Source organism: Marinifilum sp. JC120, from assembly GCA_004923195.1.
Taxonomy (GTDB): domain Bacteria; phylum Desulfobacterota; class Desulfovibrionia; order Desulfovibrionales; family Desulfovibrionaceae; genus Maridesulfovibrio.
Genome location: RDSB01000019.1, coordinates 75,082 through 95,546, shown reverse-complemented (window position 1 = coordinate 95,546; position 20,465 = coordinate 75,082). Strand labels below are relative to the sequence as shown.

Genomic DNA, 20,465 nt, shown 5'->3' with positions numbered 1-20,465 from the left:
GAATCAACTCCATAAAGCTGGATGCTGGACTTTGCCAAATCAATTCCGATTATGGTAGCTACTTTCATTGGGATGGTCCTCCATTTCGAAGTTGTGGTGAACTTGAAATATACCCCTTTTTAAGGGGCGGGACCATCCCATCAGCTCTACCGAGAGTCCCTCCGGGGGCCAGAGAACCTTTTTTGAAAAAAAGGTTCTCTGGACTCTCCCAAAAACTTTTATCGGGGCTTCGCCGCTTCGTATGAAAAGACTTGCAAAGACAAAGACCGCAATATCATACACGATATTGCGGTCTTTGTTTTGAAAATTGCTCTAGTAGGCTATATGCGAAGCAAACTGAAAAGTTTTGAGGGGATGGGGTCTGGGGAAGGGGAACTTTTCCCAAAAGTTCCCCTTCCCCAGCCGCCGGAGGCAAAATATTAATCAGGCCCGAAAGTAGAGCGGATCTTTTCAAGCTGCCGGGAGACTTCGTAGATAGTCCGGGCATAAACCATGGAATGGTTGTAGCGATAAATAACCTTGAGCTTCTTCTCCTTGCTCAGGGTATTTTTCCAGCCGTGTCTTTTTAAAAAACTTGCCATGCTGAACAGAGCATCCTCACGACTGAAAAGATCAATACGCCCGTCCTTGTCTCCATCTACGGCGTAATGAATAGCAGTACTGGGCATAAACTGACAGATCCCGAAAGCACCGTAAGGTGAACCGGGAATCTCGGTAGGCACTATGGAATTCGCTGAAGAAAATTTCAGCAGCGCGGAAAGCTCACGGTAAGCCCAATCAGCTTTTTTCTTAGTCCGCTTCTTGAGCCAGACCATATCCTTTTCTTCCAGCTTCTCGTAGCCGAGTTTATCAAAAAATTTAAGCGGATCAGGACTTGCGGCCATATTAGCGAGATTGTTGAAAGCCGGGGCATCACCAAGGGTAAACCCAAGCTTAGTCTCCACCAGCAAGAGTGCTACAAGTACAGATGGAGCAACACCGTATTCTTTGTCTATATCCAGCAATAAGGCATAATGTTCACGCAGATAGGAGTACCCTCCCGCCAGCATAATCGGCCCGACATATCTCTCGTCATATTTCTTTTCACGAGCCACTTTCTTTGCCGGAGGCTCAAACCTGCGTTTGAGCAGCACCCTCATCTTGCGGGCCATCATGGCGGAATCATACTCCAGTGAGCTGGCAGAAAAAACCGCATCCACATACTCACGGTTGAACCCGTCAGCAGCGAGCTTGTCTTTAAGCTCGTCCCAGCTGTGCGAATCCCCTGCTTGTGCAAAGCCAATACTTCCCAGAAAGCAAATGAAAAATAATACTGCCAATTTCTTAAACATTTTGCTCTTTTACTCCGTTAAAGCCTGTTCATGGGCACGTTAGCCATTTCCTCTTCAAAATCGTCGTCTATGTATTCCGAATAATCAGCAACATTATATTTCTTACCGCAGGACCCGCAGCGTAAAAAAACACCCCGTCATTCACGGTGAGTGTACAGCTCCCCGCCGCACCCACTGCAACGAACATCCTGCTCCTGCTCTTTATCTTTCGCTTTATTGAAAAGGCTCCGCCCTCTGAACATTTATTCCTCCGCTCTCACTCAATATAAATTTGATCAACCCTTGGTGTCCACAATAAAAATCCGGCAGACTGCCTGAAAGCAATCTGCCGGAAAAGAATTCACATCTGAATTAAAAGCTGAGCCAGCCTCTAGTTCGTTTTAAGAGACGGGTTCATGTCACCCATAGCAACGTAAAGCTTGGCAAGAGCGACCTGATAGTCGGACAGGGCCTGAATAAGCTGGGCTTCACTGTCACTTAAACGGGACTGGGCGTTAAGCACTTCGTTGTTTGTGCTGACCTGAGCCTGATAGCGGGCCATGGCCATTCTGTAACCTTCGCGACCTGCTTCAACAGACTTACGGCCCACGCCGATACGGTCAGCGGCAGCTTTGAGGCTGAGCAACTGATCTTTAATCTCGTAAGAAGCTTCAAGCTTGGTATTATCAAATTCAGCCTTAATCTTCTTGACGTTATCTTCAGCACGCTTGGAATCGTAGTAGGTCTGTCCCCAACTGAAAACTTCCCAGTTCAGGTTAGCACCCACGTTCCAGTCATCGGGACGATTCTGGTAGTTATATTTATTCTTACTGACTGAAGGATCACCGCCGTCGCTATTGTAATTAAAGTCCGCAGTAATGTCGGGGTAAAAACCACTTTCAGCGATAGTTACATCTTCTTCGGAAATTTCAACGGCCTTGCGGGCAATCTTCAGATCGGGACGACCTTTGTCCGCCTTGGCAATGCACTGGTCAAGAGTCATGGAAAAAGGCAGGTAAGTCAGCTCACCGGAATAATCCACATTCTTTTCAATAGGCAGATTGAGCAGGGTGTTCAGCCTTGCAGCCCTTGAATCAACTGTGTTTTTGGCAATGAGTAGATCTTGTTCTGCGGTGGCGAGTTCAACCTCAGCCTGCAAAACATCAACTCTGGGACGAAGTCCAACCTGATAAAAAGCCTGAATAACATCAAGCTGGGATTGCAGACGGGCAACAGAATCCTGCTTACTTTTAACTTCCATGCGGCCCTGCAACAAAGTCAGGAAAGAAGTCTGGATATTGCTGATCAGGGAAAGCTCTGCATTGTAGAGACTGGCTTCAGTTGAAGCTCTCTGCAACTTGGTTTTCTGGTATTTTGAAAGCAGCTCAAAACCTTTAAAAACCGGCTGGCTTACGTTAACAGAAAAAGCCCATTTATCCTGATAGTCAGCAGGAGTATTACCGGAACGGGGCTGGTCTCCGCTATGGGTATAACCGTACTTGGCTGTAACAGGTCCACCGAAAGCACCACGCTGTCTCTTAACATCGCTCTCTGCGGCCAGCAGATCTTTACGGGCTGCGATAATGGACGGGTTCTGTTTCAGTCCGAGCTTTACGCACTCCTCAAGAGTGAGAGTCATATCGGCATCCTTGGCTTCATCAGTCACAGCCTGAGGTACCTGAGTGGTAGCCTCTTCCATGGAAACCGGAGCCTTAGCTTCACCAAGAGTCTCTTCACCCTGCTCCTGCGCATATGCAAAGGAGACTGATGACAGCATGAAAATCAATACTAATAAAAACGGAACATTGCGTTTCATTCTACACATCCTGAACGTGCGGTTATTTTCTTTGAAAGAATTAATATACAAAAATCAAAATCTATATAGATGTTCCTGCGCAAGGAATCAAGCATCATTTTTGTTTAAAACGCTACGAAACAATTGCACAATCGGTTTTATCGCCCTGCAACTTATCGACAGTGTGCTTCAGGGCGGGCAGAACAGCCTCAAGACTTTCCCGCACTGCTTTAGGACTGCCGGGGAAATTCACAATAACACTCTCCCCCAAAGTTCCGGCCACGGCACGTGAAATCATGGCGTGAGGAGTCTTCTCCAGTCCTGTGGCAGTAATGGCCCGCTCAAATCCGGGCAATCTCTTTTCTATCACCGCAAGAGTCGCTTCCGGGGATACATCTCGCGGCCCGACCCCGGTCCCGCCGGTGGTCATGATCAGATCAAAACCATCCACATGGGCAAGATGCATGAGTAATGCTTTGAGATCACTGCTTTCGTCAGGGATCAAATACCCTTGAGTAATGGAAACCGGAAGTGCATTTTTTATCATTTCAGCAATAAGCGGTCCGGCTTCATCCTTTCTTTCCCCGGCTGCACCTTTGTCACTCAAAGTGACATAAGCAAGGGAGTACCCCTCCTTCTTCACGTAAAGATCAACCTCACCATGCGGCAATTCTGCCAAAACTTCTGCTGTCCACGATCTTGCTCCCGGCACACCGGAAGTCCAGCCCCCCGAAACAATGCACAGCAGCCCAGCGCCGTCGCTTTCAAGTATCATCCCGGCCCGCAGCCCTCTTACATCTCCAGACACGGACACACAGACACACCCTTGCGGCTGGAAACAAGAATCACTTAACACGATCCTACTGCCGACACCTGCATCTTTTATCGTAGAAAAATCACATTTAAGCACAAAAAAACTCCTTATCAGAATCAGGCCAGTAGAACAGCCAAAATACCGGTGATAAAAATTCCGTCAAAAGTTCCTGCCCCGCCGATGGAAACCACTGGAGCATCAAGTACCCGCCGGGTGGCCGGAGTGGCGAGGTGCAACAAATCCGCACCTATCAAGGTCCCGAGACTTCCTGCAACATAAGCCGCTATAGGAGCCATTTCACCCTGCACAAAAATCAGGGCTGCAAGAGCGGTAATCAGCGGCGGAATAAGCACCGGTATTCCGATCCCCACTCCCGGAATAGGTCGGGCTAGAACATAAGCGGCCACACTGACCACAGCCACGCAGAGCAGGATAGAAAAATCAAAACCGGACCTGCTGAGCAAAGAGAGAGAAAGCAATACCGGAATCACACAGCCGCCGAGATTAACAGCCACCACCTGATTGGTCAGCGTTGCCGCATCCCGCTGAGCATCCAGCGGAGAATAGGGATTGAACATGCGCACCCGCCTGACTCTCACATCAGGAACCAGCCTTTCCGAACGGAATACCGGAATATTAACCCCGCTCCCGAATAAAGTAGCAATGAGCAGCAGGAATCCCTGTCCCGCAGTCAGGCCCAGCTTGGAGAAAGCCACGGTTACGAGACCAACCTGTACAAATATAAACAAAAAGAATATGAGGACAAAAAAAATGATGCCTAGAAAAAGAACTGTGGGCAGAGAGAACATGGGGCCGCGCATCGAACGAAACTCCTTTTTTGCAGATGTGGACATATTCAGGCCATTTAATGCTATAAGTGCAGACACCTCAAGATTTTATTGCTAATTTAAGTACGGCTTTACCAAAGATAATCACCGTGAGGAAGGTATAACATGAAAGGAATTATTCTTGCCGGAGGTTCCGGCACAAGACTTTACCCCCTGACAAGGGTGGTCAGTAAACAGCTTCTGCCTGTTTATGACAAGCCCATGATCTACTACCCGCTCTCCATCCATATGATGTCGGGCATCCGCGATATCCTGATCATTTCCACCCCTGAAGACCTGCATAGATTTGAAGACCTCCTCGGTGACGGCTCAAATCTCGGAGTTAATATTTCCTATAAAGTTCAGCCCAAACCGGAAGGTCTGGCGCAGGCTTTCATCATCGGTGAAGATTTCATCGGGGACGACAGCGTCAGCCTGATCCTCGGGGATAACATTTTTTACGGACACGACCTGCCACATATCCTGCAAAAAGCAGCCTGCCGTAAAGACGGCGGTACAGTTTTCGCCTACGCGGTCAAAGACCCCAAAAGATATGGTGTGGTTGAATTCGACAAAAAACAGTCCGTGATCAGTATCGAGGAAAAGCCTGAAGAACCGAAATCTAAATTCGCGGTCACCGGACTGTATTTTTATGACAACTCAGTGATCGAAATAGCCAAAAGTATCAAGCCCTCTGCACGCGGAGAACTTGAGATCACCGATGTGAACAACGAATACCTCAAACGAAGCAAACTCAATGTAGAACTGCTTGGGCGCGGCTACGCATGGTTGGATATGGGCACCCACCAATCCCTGCTCCGGGCAGCCTCTTATGTTGAAGCAGTACAGGAAAGACAGGGCTTCATGCTTGCCTGTCTGGAAGAAATCGCCTTCCGCATGGGCTACATCACTTCCGAGGAGCTGAAAGCAATGGCCACCGACATGCTCAAAAACGATTACGGTCAATACCTGATGGAAATTTATAACGACGCAAAGGCTGATTAACCATGAAAAAAACATTCATCACTTTAATCATCACCATGGCCCTGCTTGCCCCCTGTACGGGATTCTGCGAAGCCCCGGATATCTCAGCCCAGTTCGGCAAACTATCTGGAGTTGAAGCTTCTTTCAGGACACTGGGCATGAAAATAGACAAGATAACCGGAGCCGACGCCCAGCCGGACCGGGTCTATGCCCTGCAAGATATGGCGGACATGTGCAAAACCAGTAAAATGCAGGTCCACAGCCTGACTTCACTATTCTCGGTAGTGAACCTTGTGAAACGGGAAAAGAAATTTCAGAGCAGGGAAGCAGGTCTGCTCAAAAGGAAATGTGGTTACGCCTACAATGATTTCGATCGGCGAAAAATATTTATCCGCGATATTATGGCTAAGGCCAAAGATCAGAAATTAAAGGATCTGGCCCATATCTTCGATGCCCAGTTAGCCATTGTGCTTGAACAACTGACTGAGATAAACAGCAAATTAAAATAAAGAAAGGCCCGCAAATGCGGGCCTTTTTTGCTTGAAAGGGACCGTAGTCCTTTTCGAAAATTTCCTAATGGTGACCCTCTTTTTTGCCTTCATTGATCCTGCAAAATATCATGTACAGCATCCATGCAAGGTAACCAAAGATAAGAGAAACACCTACAAATCCAGCAGTAGTGCTGTGCCCCATATTACTGATGAGTTCGCCGATCATTCCCAAATACCTCCAAGTATTTAACCCAATTTATTACCAAAATTTTCATTATTCTTCGCTATATTTTTCAATAATGTCAAGCTCTAGTTTCAGTATAAATATTGACAAACCACTTTATACAGATATGATAATAGAAAGCGCAGGAATAAATTAAGATTAGCAATACCAGGTCATTATACCGCGCTTAACGACCACGGCATTACACTTCCATCAGGGGACGAGAATGGGGAAAGATAAGGTAAAAAGTAAACCCGGACTGGTGAGCAAGTTAAAAACCAAGCTGGACCGCATGCTCGGCAGAAGCACAGACGAGTCGCTGGACATCGAATTCAAGCCGCAAAAAGACATCCCTGCCGCGCGCAGAGCTTACCGGATTGATGTAGACAACATGCATGTCATCTGCCGTGTGCCCAGAGTCAAGTGCCGTATTATAGACATCAGTGCCAGCGGCATCGGCTTTGCCAGCAGTAAAGAATTTCCAGTAGGCACAGTTGTGGACGCAGTTTTGATCTGGTCTGGAAAGCCTGTGCTGAAAAATCTGAAGCTTAAAATTGCCAGACGGACCCCCAAAATAGTGGGCTGCGAATTTACCGACCTTGAAAGATCTCAGGACAAAGTCATCAGCAAGCTTGTCCTTGCCGCCCAGAAACGGTTGATCCAGAAAAAGCACTCCGGCAAACACCCGGACATGACCGAACAAGAAGTGGCGAAAGAAATCGAAGCCCAGAAAAAAAGAGGGCTCACTCCGACATCCGATAAAAAATTCAAACTCTAGCCCCGACTTTCAAGACGGGAATTGCGGAAAAACAGCCCATGAAAACTATTATCCTCGACGGCTACACTCTCAATCCCGGCGACAATCCATGGACCGGGTTGGAAGAAATCTGCGAACTCACCGTACATGACCGCACAGAACCGGAAGACATAATCGAGCGCGCCGCTGACGCGGATATTATCCTGACCAACAAAACCGCCCTCAGTGCGAAAATCATCAAGAAACTGCCCAGACTTAAATTTATCTCCGTGCTGGCCACCGGCTACAATGTAGTTGATCTGGAAGCAGCGGCAGCACGAAACATCCCGGTATCAAATGTTCCGGGATACTCTCCCCCTTCAGTTGCCCAGCACGTTTTCGCCCTGCTGCTGAACCACTCCAACAGGGTTGCCATGCACGACCGGGCAGTAAAAGAGGGCCAGTGGGCACAACAGAAGGATTTCTGTTTCTGGAACGCACCGCTCATTGAACTGGCCGGAAAAAAAATAGGCATAGTTGGATTCGGTGATATTGGAAAAAAAGTAGGAACCATCGCCAATTCATTCGGTATGGAAGTTTTGGTTTATGCACCGAGACCGAAACCAGCCCCAGAGTATACCCCGTTCAGCTTCGTATCCCTTGAAGAACTTTTCCGGGAAGCAGATGCTGTTTCACTGCATTGCCCGCTGACTGCTGACAATGAAAAATTCGTCGATAAAAAACTGCTCTCAACCATGAAAAGCAATGCTTACCTGATCAACACCGCCCGCGGACCGCTCATTAATGAAACAGATCTGGCCGCAGCACTGACCAGCGGCATTATCGCCGGAGCCGCACTCGATGTGGTTGAAGAAGAACCCATGATGCCCGGCAATCCACTTTCAGGAACACCGAACCTGACCATTACTCCGCACATTGCATGGGCAACTCTTGAGGCCCGCTCAAGATTGACCGACACAACCGTTGAGAATGTGAAAGCTTTTCTGAATGGGAAGACGGTAAATGTAGTAAACGGAGTTTAGTGTTGCATTTACCTGATTCTACAGATCTGAACTTGATATAAAAAATTTGGGCTGACATTTAACTATGTCAGCCCAAAATAATATAAATCCATTTTAAGGTCGTAACACTAAATGGCTTCGCTGGCCCCGTATTTCTGGACAGTAGAGATAAGATCAGCCTTGCGGACCGGCTTGGTCAAGAAATAATCACAGCCCACTTCATAGGCTTTATCCTCATTTTCCGGCAGAGCGTGGGCTGTAACAGCGACAATAGGAGTCTTCTCGCGACTGTTTTCCTGTTCAAAACCGCGAATCAGTGTAGTTGCCTCGTAACCATCAGTCACGGGCATTTCTATATCCATAAGCACAACATCGTATACTTTCCGCTGAAACAGCTCAAAAGCTTCACTACCATTTTCAGCCACATCAATAGAATACGGCAGCTTCTTCAGGTACAGCTGCACCAGAAGCACGTTGTTCTCACAATCTTCGGCAAGTAAAATATTCAAAGGCCTGACTGCTCCGTTGGCAAAATTTGTTTCGGCAGTACATTTCTCAGCGTTAAGCATTTAGATACCCTGCTATAAGTCAAAAAACAGACTCCCGAAGGCAGTCTGCTCCTCCCATTCACCCGACGCCATTTGATATACGAACACTTTGGCAAAAGCAACCGCTAGTAGAAACAAAATAACATATTCAGCAAAATGCGCAAATTAATGTTTCTGATCACTTAACCATTGCTCTCACTTTGACCACAAAATTCTCAAGATCATTAGGGTCCCCTTCCCGGTAATCCTCGGGATAAAGGAGCGCGGACATAAAAAAGACACTACCGACTTTAAGTGCCTGAGAAGCTGAAAAAGAAAAAAGCTCAATACGTTCTTTAAGCGCATCATCCACGAGCTGAGCCTGCGAAGCCACTTCATCAGCAAGACCGGCCAGTTTCATGGCCTTCTGGCGCATAAAATCCCGGTAAGCATCCTCATCGTTGCCTGCATACAAAGCTTTGCGCCCAAGACTTTCAATTTCGCGAACCTGCGTAGCAACCAACTCCAGACGGTCCGCCAGCAGTTCATATGGATTACCGGAATTCATTTCTCCTCCGCTTTAGTTTTGCACGAATGTTAGGACTCGAACAAAACAAAAGCAAGAGAAGTTAAGAAATTTCCATCAGTGCTAAGCAAATTATAACGAACCGCACATCTGGCGATAGTTTCCGCATTCTATTTTGTTTATGAACGGACATGCCCTTTTCATAAACCACTTTTTGCGCGGACACCAGAAACGGTCCTTAAACGGCTCGTTACAGCCGTCAGATGTCAACTTTTTTCTGCGCTGGTTACCAATTACGATATAATTATCTTCGGTCCGTACTTCGATGAGTGTCATGGTGACCTCCACCAGCTTGCATCAGCTCTAACTGACTCCTCCTTAGGGGGGTTGCCTGATTTACAATCTTCTACAACTGAAATATATTATGCACCTAATATGCCATACCGGATGAATCGGGAATTCTTTCCCTTTACATCCTGAAAAAATGGTCATAACAGATAACGTTTGTGTTTACCTTCACAGCGAAATAAATCCGGCACCGCCAATAGGATGACAGCCGGTTCAAGGAGCATGCTTTGCCAATACTTTCAGCCAGCACGGGAATCACCAGATACAGGATTCTGGAAGAAGTCAGCGATGAACTTATCCGGGAAATTCCCGAAAAATTAGCCAAATTCGCTTTCATGGATATTGATCATACAGCTGAGGAACGTTCCTTCGGCTGGGTGAACATGGATGATATGCTCGACGACAAATGGGCTGTCTCACCGCCGGAAAAAGCCCAGTATTTCACTTTTTCCCTACGCCTCGATACCCGCAGAATCCAGCCCGCAGTACTGAAAAAGCATTTTCAGATCGCGCTGAATCATGAGCTGGCTGAAGCCAAAAAAGAAGGAAAAAATTTCATCTCCCGTGACCGTAAAAGGGAAATCAAGGAACAAGTTTCCCTTAAGTTGCGTGCACGCTCCCTGCCTATCCCGGCAGTTTTCGATGTGGTCTGGAACGTACCGGAGAATAGAGTCTACCTTGCTGCCACCAACACCAAGGTAATGGATCTGTTTACCGACCATTTTTCCGACACCTTCGAATTGACTCTTGAACCGCTGACTCCCTTCTTTCTGGCCATGGAAATCCTTGGCGAAGAGGCTGTACAGAAACTTGAATCGCTCGACCCCACCTACTTTGTAGGCTAAATTTACTCAAAGGAGCACCAGTTATGGACCTCATGATGCTTGCCGAAAGGGAAAACAATCTTCTGGGCCAGGATTTCCTGACCTGGCTCTGGTATAAAAGTGAAATTCGCGACGGCATGTTTGAACTTGAAAGCGGCGAACGCTTCATGCTTTACATGGAACAACGCATGTCCGTTCAGGGCGGCGACGGCGAAAACGTGGACACTGCAACAGTCAATTCCGCTAGCGGAGATATGACTGAAGTACTTTACGGTCTGCGTACCGGAAAGAAAGTTACCCGCTGTCAGCTGAAAATGGAAATTGACGAAAACCTCTGGCAGGTTCAGCTCAAGGCCGAAGATTTCACCATGAGCGGGCTTAAAACCCCCAAAGTGGAGATGAAAGACGAGGAAGGAGATGACCCGGATGCAAAATTTCTGGAAAAGATCTACCTGATCGAAAAATGCATCACCCTATTTGACCACGTTTTTAAAGAATTCATCACCATCCGAATCTCAGACCAGTGGAAAGACGAAGTATCAAAATTCCAAGGCTGGCTGCGCGAGGGAGAAAAGTAGGCATGGCAAAGATCACATTGGCAGCATTCGGGGACAGCCTCACCGAGGGATACGGACTTCCGGCATACAGTTCCCTTCCGGCTCAGCTTGAACGCAAGCTGCTGGAAGAAGGCTTCCATGTGGCAATAAACAATTTCGGCCTGTCCGGGGATACTTCCGCGGACGGGCTTTTCCGCCTTGCCAATGTAATTGAGAGTGAACCCGATGCGGTCTACATTGAGTTCGGGGCCAACGACTGCTTTCAGCTCATGGACCCGGAGCAGACCAAACTGAATATTTCAAGCATGGTGGAAGCTTTTCAGGAAGCGAATATCCCGGTCCTGCTGCTCGGTTTCAAATCCATGAACTTTACCCCTCAATCCTACGCCACTGAGTTCAACCTCATTTTCAAAGAAGTTGCCGAAAAATTCAACATCCCGCTTTACCCGTCCCTGACCGAAGGGATCGGAGAATCCCCGGAATACTACCAGCCGGACGGAGTACATCCTAACAGTGAAGGCGTAGCTGTCATGGTTGAAAACATGTTCCCGGCATTCAAATCTTTTCTGGAGCCCATCTCCGGGTAATTAATATTGTTTTTTCCACTTAGCCCATGTATCTTTTCTTCTAAAGAATGGAGAAAAGATGGAAGAGAACAAGACTCCTGAGTCCCCGGAACAGAAAACCGGAACAGAAGAGCAGGAAAAAGCACAAAAAGCCCCTGAACGACCTTCTGTGGCTCTGATTATCGGTTCGGAAGGTATCAAATCCTTCTGTGCCCTGCCTTTTATCGAATACCTGCAACAAGAAAAAATAAATCTGGATCTTGTTATTGGTGTAAGCGGCGGCGCGCTTCTGGCCGGATTCATGGGTGCGGGGTACGACCTCAAACAGATTCAGGAAGTCTTTTCCAAAACCGTGGACCCGCGTTTTTACACTGACGTGGACTACAACTCCGTACTGGACATCGCCAGCACTGGTATGGGTAGATTTACAGCTGAATCGGGTATCCTGAAAACAGACTGTTTGCGCCGCACATACGAAACCCTATTCAAAAAAACTGATATTTCCGACCTCTCTCCCAAAACCCTGATAGCTACCACCGACCTTGAAACCGGGAAACCGGTTATCCTTGAAAAAGGCAACCTAGCTCAGGCAATTTATGCAAGCAGTGCCATCTACCCGCTCATGCCTCCGGGCAATGTGGATGGCAAACGTCTTATTGACGGCGCATTTTCATCCCCAGTGCCCATCATGGAATGCGTAAAAAGGCAGATCGACATCATTATCGCCATTTATTTTGATGATGCCTGCAACCCGGAACCGGACAGTTTTGTATCCAGCTATTTCAATACCTCGCGCATCTTCAAACGCTCCATCCTAACCAGCCAGCTTCCCCTTTCAATTGACCTGCACCACCATGAAATCATCCCGGTCTATATCAAACACCCCCGGCCCATTGAACTCTGGGAGGTAAATAAACTCACTGAAATCGTGCACGCCGGAAAAGTAGCCTTCACCAACAAAAAAACAGATTTCAAGGAAGCTATCTCGGAATTTAAGACCAAAGCGAAGCTGCGTGAGGCTGAACGTCTGAGAAAAGAATCCGAGCATAAGCTTTCGCAGGCAAAAGCCACAGCTGAAAACAGAAGACATGAAGAGGCAGTGGAAAAAATGAAACAGGGTGTTTCTAAAAAAAAGAAACAAGTTGTTTCTGAGCAAAAAACACCTGAAAAAAACACCGCCTCAGAAAAAACAGACGAGCAGCCTCAAAAACGCACTTTCAAAATCATCAAAGCACGCAAAGAACGTAAAGGAAGTGGCACATGAAAATCTTAACTGGATTGCTGGTCATATTCTGCTTAATGATTTCTCCACTTCAAGCCGGGGAGATTGTACTGGGGACTATTTTCGGCCTGAAGGACAGTCAAGCCCCCACAGCACAGGAAGCATTGAACGGGGCACTGCTCGCGGTACAAAAAATCAACCAATCCAAAAGCAAAAATAAAATAAGATTGGAGGTGGAATCCAGCACAGGTGAAACCACTGGAATCCTCAAAGGAGCTAACAAGCTGGCCCAGTCCAAAGGAATCATTGCCGCCACCGGAATAATTGATGACAACGCAGCACTCACCGCAGGGCCTGCATTTCAGGCCGTACAGCTCCCCTTTTTATGTACTGGAGCGCAGGCAGATGCGCTCTCCCACATCGGATCGAATATTTTCACTCTTGCCGTGCCGGATATCAGGACCGGACAACTGCTGGCGGAATTTGCAAGCAACACTATGCAGATTAGTAACATCATGCTAATCCGCTCCGACCTTGCAGACAGCACTGCCCGGCAGGCAGACAGCTTTGCCCGTCGCTTCAAACAGAACAACGGCAACATCATGGCTGAGATGCGCATCACCGAACCGGACCCGGATTTATCTTTCATCAGTGAAAAACTGAAAGAGCTTGTCCCGCCGCAGCCTACAAATAGCACTGTTATCAACGAAACAGTAGGAGCCAGTGACTTTGTGGACAGCGCAGTAGGGATCACCATCCAAAAACGAGACACAGAACCCGCCAAGCCGCAGGTAGAAGCGGTGGTTATTTTCGCCCCGGACCGCATCGCAGCAAAACTCTTGACGCAACTCAAAGATGCACAGCAAACCTATCCCATCCTAGGTGGGACTTCATTTGACACTGTCCCCATGCAGCAGACCATAAAAGCATACCCGTCAAGAATCTACTTTGCCTCACAAGCGGCAATGGACCGCGAAGCACCACTGGTACGCTCGTTTGTAGAATCATACAAAGCACTTTTCGGAAGCACGCCCGAAACCGGATACGCCGCACTGGGCTTTGATTCCATCATGCTTCTGGCAGCCACCGCGCAAAAACACGGATCGACCTCAAAGGCAATCCGTAACGGATTACCGCAGATCAAAGATTTCGAAGGGGTATGCGGAAAAATAACATTTCAAGGCCACGGCGCGGAAAAACCGCTCTATATTATGCGGGTGGAGTCTGGGCAGAAATCCTTGGCAACGGTTCTGCAATAATAATTAATTTTTATTTTCTTCTCCATCAAGACTGCGCCGCACCGCCCGTACGAGAATAAAGATCAGCGCGGCCGCAACAGCCAGCACGCCCAACATTTCCCAGTTCACAGTTCCCATACGAACCCCGGAAGAAAGGAGATGTCCCCCCGCAGTCAGAAAGACCGTCTCCGGGATCAGGCAAACCACACTCATAATCAGAAAAGGCAAAAAACGCACCCCGGTTGCCGCCCAGAGATAGTTGGCTACAGAATATGGAACCACGGGGACAATTCTGCTTAAAGCCAGAACTTTGAGCGGATGCTTGCGGCTGAGCATCTCCATTTTCATGAAGTTCGGGTCAGTGCGAAATTTCTTGAACACCCGTCCCCGCAGCACAAACCGCCCAAGAAAAAAGGATATGGACGATCCCACAGCCATGCTCAGCAAACACAGGCCTGTTCCCTTGACCGCACCAAAAAGAACCCCGGCCACCACCGTAAACAACGTCTGAGGAATAACCAGAACCATGCCCACAACATTGATAATCATGAACAAAAATGGTGCAAAATTACCGCTGGCCTCAATCCATGCAGTAAGAGCGGAAAGATGTCCTTCTCCGTAATGCTCGGCTGCAAATGACAACACTCCAATAACCAGAGCAATCACGGCTCCATGCAAAAATAGTTTTTTTGAATATCTTTTTTTTGGATGCATATTTTCCCACTTCACTTGATCTTTTAAATATCATACCGTCACGGTCGGAAGTTCGCGTGACATCCATTAAAGATAAGGATAACAAACGCTGACCGACTCAATGTTTAATTACTGAAAAAATTTAGTTCAGAAAACAATAATCAGGGGAAAATATGCGCTACGAACTCAAACTCATGGACACACTTTCCGGAACCGGATGCTTTGCCGCGTTCCCCGGTCCCAACCTGAGCTTCTCCGAAGTACTGGCCCATCTTGAAACACACCCGCATGACGAATTCATGCACCGCCACATGCTGGAAATACTGGGCAAACACCGCACCCGCAAAATCCAGAAATTGATCAAAGAAATCAAAGGCGACCCTAAGAAGAAAGTACTCGCCGCGCTCATCTACGAAGCTGCCATCACTCACCCCCGCCTTGCCTCTCTGCGCGCCGAGGTGGAAGCAACCTTTGATGCCGAAGAACTCAAGGAATTCAGCCCGACCCTGCATCTGCGTTCCCATCTACTGGAAGACCAGCCTCTGCACAACAAATGGACCGGAATTTTTTCCGACAATATGGAAATGCACGAAGAGCTTCCGACAATTGAAGAGGCAGGAATTGAACAACTCTATAGCAAAGAAGACCTGCCTTCCAAAGATTTCACCACAGCTTCCACTGTTCGTGAGAATCTGGAAGCAGAAGACAAACTTCCTCCAGCCAAAGAACGTGCCCCCATTGAAGAAGTCACTGCCAACGCCAACAAGAAGCTTGAGGCTGTCGACGTATTTATGGGCCCCCAGATGCGCCAGAAAGGATGCCTCAGCCCCTTTGCAGTACTCCATCACTGGATGGTGGAGAACCGCGCAGATAACGGTAGCCTAAGCAACTCCCTGCGCGCCATGCAGACCAGCTACGGACGCGGCTTCACCTTTGAGCAGGCTTGTGTCTCCTGTGCCATGGAAGTAGCCGAAAGAGTCAGTTCTTACGCCAGCATCGGCAAGTCCGGAGTTGCAAACCGCACCGCCGCCCTGCCCGTAAGCAAAGGATCATACGAGGAAATTTCCAAGGAAAGTCCGGCAATCAACCCGGATGACCTCGGACTTGAAGCTCCTTACGAGAATCAGCAATTATGGTGGATGCCAGCGGAAAAATTTGACGGAGAAAAACATGTGCAGGCAAAAGTTCCGGTGCAGCATGTTTTCCTGTTCTGCAACCTTGATGAACAGAACCTGTTCAGCGGCCTCAGCTCCACCGGACTTGCTTCCGGCAACACAATGGCTGAAGCACGCCTAAGCGGACTGCTGGAAGTTCTGGAACGCGACTCAGACGCCACTATCCCCTTTGATAAGGAAAAATGTTTCACCATCGAGACCGATGATGAAGAAGTGCAAAAGCATCTCAATGCGCTGAAACAAAGCGGAATCAAGGTCTGGTTTCAGGACATGACCTCCGAGCTTGGTGTTCCCTGCTACACCGCCTTTGCTGTAGGCAAGCACGGAGACATCAACAACGGCGGCGGCTGTTCGCTTTCCGGCAAACGCGCCCTGCTCTCAGCACTCACCGAAATCCCATACCCCTTCCCCGGACCGCCCACTGCCGAAGCACCCGAAGGACTTCCGGTCCGCAAACTGGAAGATCTGCCAGATCTTAGCACCGGAAGCGCGGAAGGTGATGTGATGGTCATTGAAAACACTCTGGCTGCCAACGGCTTCGCTCCATACTACGTGGACCTGACCCGCAAGGATCTTGAAATCCCGGTAACTAGGGCGATTATCCCCGGCCTTGAAATCGTTTCCGACCTCGACAAGTTCTCACGTATCAGCAAAAGGCTGTACCGGAACTATCTCGACATGAAAAATCTTTTGTAATAAGCTGCCTATTGGCTTGACTACGCAATAGAGTCAGTATATCAAGCATTACTTCGTGCCGGGATGGTGGAATTGGTAGACACCCGAGACTTAAAATCTCGTAATCCTTGGATTGTGCGGGTTCAAGTCCCGCTCCCGGTACCAAAAGAAAATTAAGGGTTTACATACAAATTCATTTTGTATGTAAACCCTTTTTTTATGGGGTCTACGCCAGACAAAGGGGGCGATAGCCCGATTTATCAAATTTCCAAACGTTAATTCTCTTCTCAACGCCCCGCACACGCAGCTGATAGTTTTTAAAAACTTTGTTTGATCATTGAGATTATTTGCAGCACATGTATAATTATAGAAATTATCAACACAAAAAAAATAGATGTGCTTTGGATATATTACATGAAAAAAACGGTTCCTCTCTATATCAATATATTAACCATCTTCACGACCCTGATCTGTGCAATAGTCCTTTGTGTGGTCGTCTATGGATATGTGCAGAATTCCCGAATCGCGCTTTTTTCAGCCGAGCAACTGATTAAACAGACCGGGGCAGCAATTGGAACAAAAACCCAAAACATATTCGATACTGCCTTCACAACCGTGAACACCTATGTCGGATTTAATGAAATAGAGGAAAAGCCGTCCCTGCACTCACATCCCATGAGCAATGCATTTTTCAGGTACTTGCAGGAACACCAAGATTTCACATCCATATTCATAGGCTTTGCTGATGGAGACTTCTTCCTTGTTTCCTCTCTGCGGAACAGGGAAGAAATGAAAAAAGAAAAAAATATCCCGGAAAAAGCCCAGTGGTATACCCAAACCATCGGACATCTCCCCAGCGGCAGGAGATATGAACTGACCAAATATCTGGATGAAGGATTTGTAACGATCGGCTCTAAATCAGACAGCAACCCTGGCTACGACCCAAGACTTCGCACATGGTACCGCAGTGCAAAAGAGACTGACCAAACAGTACTGAGCGATATATACTTATTCACCCTTTCAGGTGAACCGGGCCTGACAGTCTCGCGCCATTTTGACGGCGCAGTGCCCGGAGTTTTCGGAGTAGACATCTCCCTGGCGAACTTGTCCGGATTCATGGAAAAACAATTGGTCGGTAATAATTGCGAAATTATGATCTTTGAACCATCGGGAGATCTTTACGGATACCACAATATGAATAGACTGGGTCAAAGCATATACGCCAACCCGAACAATAGAGGGAATCCAAAAGTTGCCGGACTAAAAAACCAAGTGCTCAATTCGCTGATATCTAACCATAAAAAAAACATCGGCGCGAACTTACGCATCCACCAATTGGTTGTCGAGGGCAAGAAATACATCTCATTGGTAGACCCGCTCCCCAAGGAATACGGCAAAGAGCTTTTCGTAGCTATCACCGTACCCGAATCCTTCTTCACCGGACCCATTGCAAATATCGGTAAAAATACCCTGCTAGTATCACTGGGAATTCTGTTACTATTTATGCCCATCATCCATCTGGTTGCCAAAAGACTGAGCAAACCGCTGATTGAGTTGACCAATAGCGTTAAAAATATCCAACAATTCAAACTTGATATTCCGGTTGAAATTAATTCCAACATTGTTGAGGTCCGCGACCTTTCCAAGGCAACAGAGACCATGCGCGGAACGCTTAATGCCTTTGGAAAATACATTCCCCGTCCACTGGTACAATCCATGATTGTAAATAGAATTGTTCCTGAACTGGGAGGCGAAAGAAAACAGCTGACCTTTCTTTTCACCGACATTAAAGATTTCACCACCATATCCGAGACCATGACGCCGGAACAACTTACCGGAACAATAACCAGTTACCTGAAAAGCATGAGCCGAGTTATCCTCGAGAACGGCGGCACCATCGACAAATACATCGGGGACGCTATCATGGCTTTCTGGAATGCCCCGGTGAACGACAAGCAGCATGCCCGCAATGGCTGTCTAACTGCTCTCTACTGTCGTAAGACCCTCAATGAATTCAATTCCCACTGCCGGGACTGCAACGAACCCGAAATGCTGACCCGACTGGGAATCCATACCGGGGATGCGGTTGTGGGCAACATCGGGTCATCGGACCGCATGGATTACACAGCCATAGGTGCTGCGGTGAACCTTGCTTCCCGGCTTGAAGGACTGAATAAATACCTCGGAACAGAAATCCTGGTCAGCGAAGCCACAAAAGAACTGGCAGGAGATGAATTCCTGTTCCGCTTTGCCGGACGCGTAATCCCCAAAGGCACCACCCAAAGTTCCGGTGTGTACGAACTGATGGGGACACGTTCTGATAGCAATGGAGAATACGCTCAATTTGCAGTCGGACCGCAGGATGAATCCAAAGCGCAACAATGGGAAGAAGCACTAAGCACACTACTGGCATGCAATTACGCAGAAGCAGCAAAACTATTTGATGCCTACATCAAAACAAACGGACCGGACCAACTGGCGGATTATTACATAGATTTAACCCGCAAGTTCTCAGTTCATCCTTCAGAAAAAGGCTGGCAAGGGGAGATTTCATTCAATGCCAAATAAACTTTTCCGAATCCTGCTGATTATACTGCTCTGCCTGTTCTGCAACAACGCACATGCAAAAACTTCCATCACCTTCTGGACCACAGAAGTAGCTCCAGACAGGCAGGCGGTAATTGAATACCTCATCCGTGCCTTCCGAATACACAACCGCTACATAAAAGTGACCGTGCGTGGAGTTGAAGAAAATAAAATTGCAGCGGAACTAAAGGCGGCACGCGCCAACGGCACAGGACCGGACATCATCAGCTGTTCATCGGATCTCATGGTGGCATTCAGCAAGAATGGCTGGATTAACTGCTGCGCGACTAAAAAAGTTCTGGACCATGTAGGTGAAGAAAACTTCTTCTCAGGACCGCTGGAGAAATTCAGGTTGCCGGATAGGAGATACTGCGGCCTGCCTTTCAACGGCTGGGTTCAGGGCATCTGGTACCGCAAAGACTGGTTTGAAGAAAAGGAGCTGGCCCCGCCGGATAGCTGGGAAAATATCATCAACGCAGCCCGCGCCTTTCACGATCCGCAAAACGGACGCTACGGCATTCTGATCGGAACACGCAATGACGCCTATGCCGAACAGGTCTTTACCCATCTGGCCCTTTCAGCCGGGGTTTCAGAATTCAACACAGACGGCAAAGTAATTTTTAATTCCCCAGCAACAGCCGCCACCCTTAAATTTTACAAGGAACTTTCCAGCTACACACCGCCGGGCCCGCAATGGTGGCGGGGCCGCGACTTCTACATGCAGGGCAAGCTGGCCATGATGTTCTACTCCACCTTTATCATGGACGATCTCGCCATCCCGGCCATTGCCGCAGACTCCCTCGGGCCGGACAATTTCAAGGAACTTAACGGGGCAAAGTACAACGGAATACTGCTAAAAAATACAGGCATGGTTTCCAGCATTAAAGGCTCCCGCAAAGCCGCTTACGGAGTTATCCACGCCCTTGGCCTGCTAAAAGCAGGAGATAAGAAAAAACAGGATGCCGCAGTACGCTTCGCCAATTTCCTCTATCAGGAAGACGCCTACATAACATGGTTGCACATGGTTCCTGGCGGCATGCTTCCCATGTTAAAAAGCGTAACCTCAAATCCGGCTTTCTATCGCGATGCGCAAGGAGTCTTCCAGAAGTATTCCCGCAAGAGAGTGCGTAAAATAGTCTCCAGTTTTAATGATATTAAAAGTTTCAGCCTGATAGACGGCGAACTTATCCCGCAAGCTTCGCAATGCTCGGAACAAGGCATCATACCGGAAATGATTGACCAGACCCTGAATCGCCAAATACCTTCTGCTGAGGCCGTCCGCAATGCAGCTCTAAAAATGAAAAAAATAAGTGGGAATTAGGAAAC

Annotated in this window: 20 protein-coding genes and 1 tRNA gene; 13 read left to right on the top strand and 8 right to left on the bottom strand. The window is 47.9% G+C overall.

Going from position 1 to position 20,465, the window contains the following annotated elements; all coding sequences use genetic code 11:
- Positions 1-419: 419 nt before the first annotated feature.
- From D0S45_16800 to D0S45_16785, 4 genes are all read right to left on the bottom strand, one after another.
- Entirely contained in the window at positions 420-1,331 is a 912-nt protein-coding gene (locus tag D0S45_16800) for a lytic murein transglycosylase (GenBank protein ID TIH12979.1), read from the bottom strand.
- Positions 1,332-1,701: 370 nt separating this feature from the next.
- Positions 1,702-3,126, bottom strand: coding sequence for a TolC family protein (locus tag D0S45_16795; GenBank protein TIH12978.1), 1,425 nt, complete (start codon positions 3,124-3,126; stop codon positions 1,702-1,704).
- Positions 3,127-3,238: 112 nt separating this feature from the next.
- The gene (locus tag D0S45_16790) at positions 3,239-4,015 is read right to left on the bottom strand and encodes a MogA/MoaB family molybdenum cofactor biosynthesis protein (protein TIH12977.1); all 777 of its coding nucleotides are present in this window, start codon (positions 4,013-4,015) and stop codon (positions 3,239-3,241) included.
- Between the two features lie 20 nt (positions 4,016-4,035).
- The gene (locus D0S45_16785) at positions 4,036-4,740 is read right to left on the bottom strand and encodes a DUF1614 domain-containing protein (GenBank protein ID TIH12976.1); all 705 of its coding nucleotides are present in this window, start codon (positions 4,738-4,740) and stop codon (positions 4,036-4,038) included.
- A gap of 132 nt (positions 4,741-4,872) precedes the next feature.
- Between D0S45_16785 and rfbA the strand changes: the two genes are divergently transcribed.
- From rfbA to D0S45_16765, 4 genes are all read left to right on the top strand, one after another.
- Positions 4,873-5,751 (top strand): glucose-1-phosphate thymidylyltransferase, encoded by an 879-nt coding sequence (rfbA, locus tag D0S45_16780; GenBank protein TIH12975.1) that lies wholly within the window; start codon positions 4,873-4,875, stop codon positions 5,749-5,751.
- Positions 5,752-5,753: 2 nt separating this feature from the next.
- Entirely contained in the window at positions 5,754-6,239 is a 486-nt protein-coding gene (locus D0S45_16775) for a hypothetical protein (GenBank protein ID TIH12974.1), read from the top strand.
- 431 nt (positions 6,240-6,670) lie between these two features.
- On the top strand, positions 6,671-7,222 hold the full coding sequence (locus D0S45_16770; protein TIH12973.1) for a PilZ domain-containing protein: 552 nt from the start codon (positions 6,671-6,673) through the stop codon (positions 7,220-7,222).
- Positions 7,223-7,260: 38 nt separating this feature from the next.
- A complete protein-coding gene (locus D0S45_16765) occupies positions 7,261-8,223 on the top strand; it encodes a D-2-hydroxyacid dehydrogenase (GenBank protein TIH12972.1) in 963 nt (320 codons plus the stop codon).
- A 107-nt stretch (positions 8,224-8,330) separates the two neighbouring features.
- Here D0S45_16765 and D0S45_16760 read toward each other — a convergent pair whose 3' ends face one another.
- The 3 genes from D0S45_16760 to D0S45_16750 form a co-directional block, all read right to left on the bottom strand.
- Positions 8,331-8,771 (bottom strand): response regulator, encoded by a 441-nt coding sequence (locus tag D0S45_16760; protein TIH12971.1) that lies wholly within the window; start codon positions 8,769-8,771, stop codon positions 8,331-8,333.
- 157 nt (positions 8,772-8,928) lie between these two features.
- Positions 8,929-9,297, bottom strand: coding sequence for a hypothetical protein (locus D0S45_16755; protein ID TIH12970.1), 369 nt, complete (start codon positions 9,295-9,297; stop codon positions 8,929-8,931).
- Between the two features lie 90 nt (positions 9,298-9,387).
- Complete coding sequence (locus tag D0S45_16750; protein TIH12969.1) at positions 9,388-9,591, bottom strand: hypothetical protein; 204 nt, start codon at positions 9,589-9,591, stop codon at positions 9,388-9,390.
- Positions 9,592-9,830: 239 nt separating this feature from the next.
- On the opposite strand from D0S45_16750, the gene D0S45_16745 reads away from it, so the two are divergent.
- From D0S45_16745 to D0S45_16725, 5 genes are read left to right on the top strand one after another with little or no spacing between them, the layout of a single operon-like run.
- Positions 9,831-10,448 carry a hypothetical protein gene (locus D0S45_16745; protein ID TIH12968.1) on the top strand — a complete coding sequence of 206 codons (618 nt, stop codon included), beginning with the start codon at positions 9,831-9,833 and terminating at the stop codon, positions 10,446-10,448.
- A 23-nt stretch (positions 10,449-10,471) separates the two neighbouring features.
- A complete protein-coding gene (locus tag D0S45_16740; protein TIH12967.1) occupies positions 10,472-11,005 on the top strand; it encodes a hypothetical protein in 534 nt (177 codons plus the stop codon).
- Between the two features lie 2 nt (positions 11,006-11,007).
- Positions 11,008-11,571: an arylesterase gene (locus D0S45_16735; GenBank protein TIH12966.1), complete on the top strand. Its 564-nt coding sequence runs from the start codon at positions 11,008-11,010 to the stop codon at positions 11,569-11,571.
- Between the two features lie 58 nt (positions 11,572-11,629).
- Complete coding sequence (locus tag D0S45_16730; protein ID TIH12965.1) at positions 11,630-12,814, top strand: patatin; 1,185 nt, start codon at positions 11,630-11,632, stop codon at positions 12,812-12,814.
- On the top strand, positions 12,811-14,031 hold the full coding sequence (locus tag D0S45_16725; protein ID TIH12964.1) for a hypothetical protein: 1,221 nt from the start codon (positions 12,811-12,813) through the stop codon (positions 14,029-14,031). The genes D0S45_16730 and D0S45_16725 overlap by 4 nt, the downstream gene beginning before the upstream one ends.
- A gap of 3 nt (positions 14,032-14,034) precedes the next feature.
- Here the strand turns inward: D0S45_16725 and D0S45_16720 are convergent, their stop codons facing one another.
- Positions 14,035-14,724, bottom strand: coding sequence for a TVP38/TMEM64 family protein (locus D0S45_16720; protein TIH12963.1), 690 nt, complete (start codon positions 14,722-14,724; stop codon positions 14,035-14,037).
- A gap of 152 nt (positions 14,725-14,876) precedes the next feature.
- Here D0S45_16720 and D0S45_16715 point away from each other — a divergent pair, with 152 nt between their 5' ends.
- The 4 genes from D0S45_16715 (at position 14,877) to D0S45_16700 (ending at position 20,460) form a co-directional block, all read left to right on the top strand.
- Positions 14,877-16,574: a hypothetical protein gene (locus tag D0S45_16715; protein TIH12962.1), complete on the top strand. Its 1,698-nt coding sequence runs from the start codon at positions 14,877-14,879 to the stop codon at positions 16,572-16,574.
- Between the two features lie 57 nt (positions 16,575-16,631).
- Positions 16,632-16,718 (top strand) — tRNA-Leu (locus D0S45_16710).
- Between the two features lie 249 nt (positions 16,719-16,967).
- Complete coding sequence (locus D0S45_16705) at positions 16,968-19,121, top strand: adenylate/guanylate cyclase domain-containing protein (protein TIH12961.1); 2,154 nt, start codon at positions 16,968-16,970, stop codon at positions 19,119-19,121.
- Positions 19,111-20,460: an extracellular solute-binding protein gene (locus D0S45_16700; GenBank protein ID TIH12960.1), complete on the top strand. Its 1,350-nt coding sequence runs from the start codon at positions 19,111-19,113 to the stop codon at positions 20,458-20,460. The genes D0S45_16705 and D0S45_16700 overlap by 11 nt, the downstream gene beginning before the upstream one ends.
- Positions 20,461-20,465 lie beyond the last annotated feature (5 nt).

Excerpts from the sequence above, each read along its gene's own strand:
- D0S45_16800 (TIH12979.1), bottom strand. The coding sequence starts at position 1,331 with ATGTTTAAGAAATTGGCAGTATTATTTTTCATTTGCTTTCTGGGAAGT.
- D0S45_16795 (TIH12978.1), bottom strand. The coding sequence starts at position 3,126 with ATGAAACGCAATGTTCCGTTTTTATTAGTATTGATTTTCATGCTGTCA.
- D0S45_16785 (TIH12976.1), bottom strand. The coding sequence starts at position 4,740 with ATGCGCGGCCCCATGTTCTCTCTGCCCACAGTTCTTTTTCTAGGCATC.
- rfbA (TIH12975.1), top strand. The coding sequence starts at position 4,873 with ATGAAAGGAATTATTCTTGCCGGAGGTTCCGGCACAAGACTTTACCCC.
- D0S45_16775 (TIH12974.1), top strand. The coding sequence starts at position 5,754 with ATGAAAAAAACATTCATCACTTTAATCATCACCATGGCCCTGCTTGCC.
- D0S45_16770 (TIH12973.1), top strand. The coding sequence starts at position 6,671 with ATGGGGAAAGATAAGGTAAAAAGTAAACCCGGACTGGTGAGCAAGTTA.
- D0S45_16765 (TIH12972.1), top strand. The coding sequence starts at position 7,261 with ATGAAAACTATTATCCTCGACGGCTACACTCTCAATCCCGGCGACAAT.
- D0S45_16760 (TIH12971.1), bottom strand. The coding sequence starts at position 8,771 with ATGCTTAACGCTGAGAAATGTACTGCCGAAACAAATTTTGCCAACGGA.
- D0S45_16755 (TIH12970.1), bottom strand. The coding sequence starts at position 9,297 with ATGAATTCCGGTAATCCATATGAACTGCTGGCGGACCGTCTGGAGTTG.
- D0S45_16750 (TIH12969.1), bottom strand. The coding sequence starts at position 9,591 with ATGACACTCATCGAAGTACGGACCGAAGATAATTATATCGTAATTGGT.
- D0S45_16740 (TIH12967.1), top strand. The coding sequence starts at position 10,472 with ATGGACCTCATGATGCTTGCCGAAAGGGAAAACAATCTTCTGGGCCAG.
- D0S45_16735 (TIH12966.1), top strand. The coding sequence starts at position 11,008 with ATGGCAAAGATCACATTGGCAGCATTCGGGGACAGCCTCACCGAGGGA.
- D0S45_16730 (TIH12965.1), top strand. The coding sequence starts at position 11,630 with ATGGAAGAGAACAAGACTCCTGAGTCCCCGGAACAGAAAACCGGAACA.
- D0S45_16725 (TIH12964.1), top strand. The coding sequence starts at position 12,811 with ATGAAAATCTTAACTGGATTGCTGGTCATATTCTGCTTAATGATTTCT.
- D0S45_16720 (TIH12963.1), bottom strand. The coding sequence starts at position 14,724 with ATGCATCCAAAAAAAAGATATTCAAAAAAACTATTTTTGCATGGAGCC.
- D0S45_16715 (TIH12962.1), top strand. The coding sequence starts at position 14,877 with ATGCGCTACGAACTCAAACTCATGGACACACTTTCCGGAACCGGATGC.
- D0S45_16705 (TIH12961.1), top strand. The coding sequence starts at position 16,968 with ATGAAAAAAACGGTTCCTCTCTATATCAATATATTAACCATCTTCACG.
- D0S45_16700 (TIH12960.1), top strand. The coding sequence starts at position 19,111 with ATGCCAAATAAACTTTTCCGAATCCTGCTGATTATACTGCTCTGCCTG.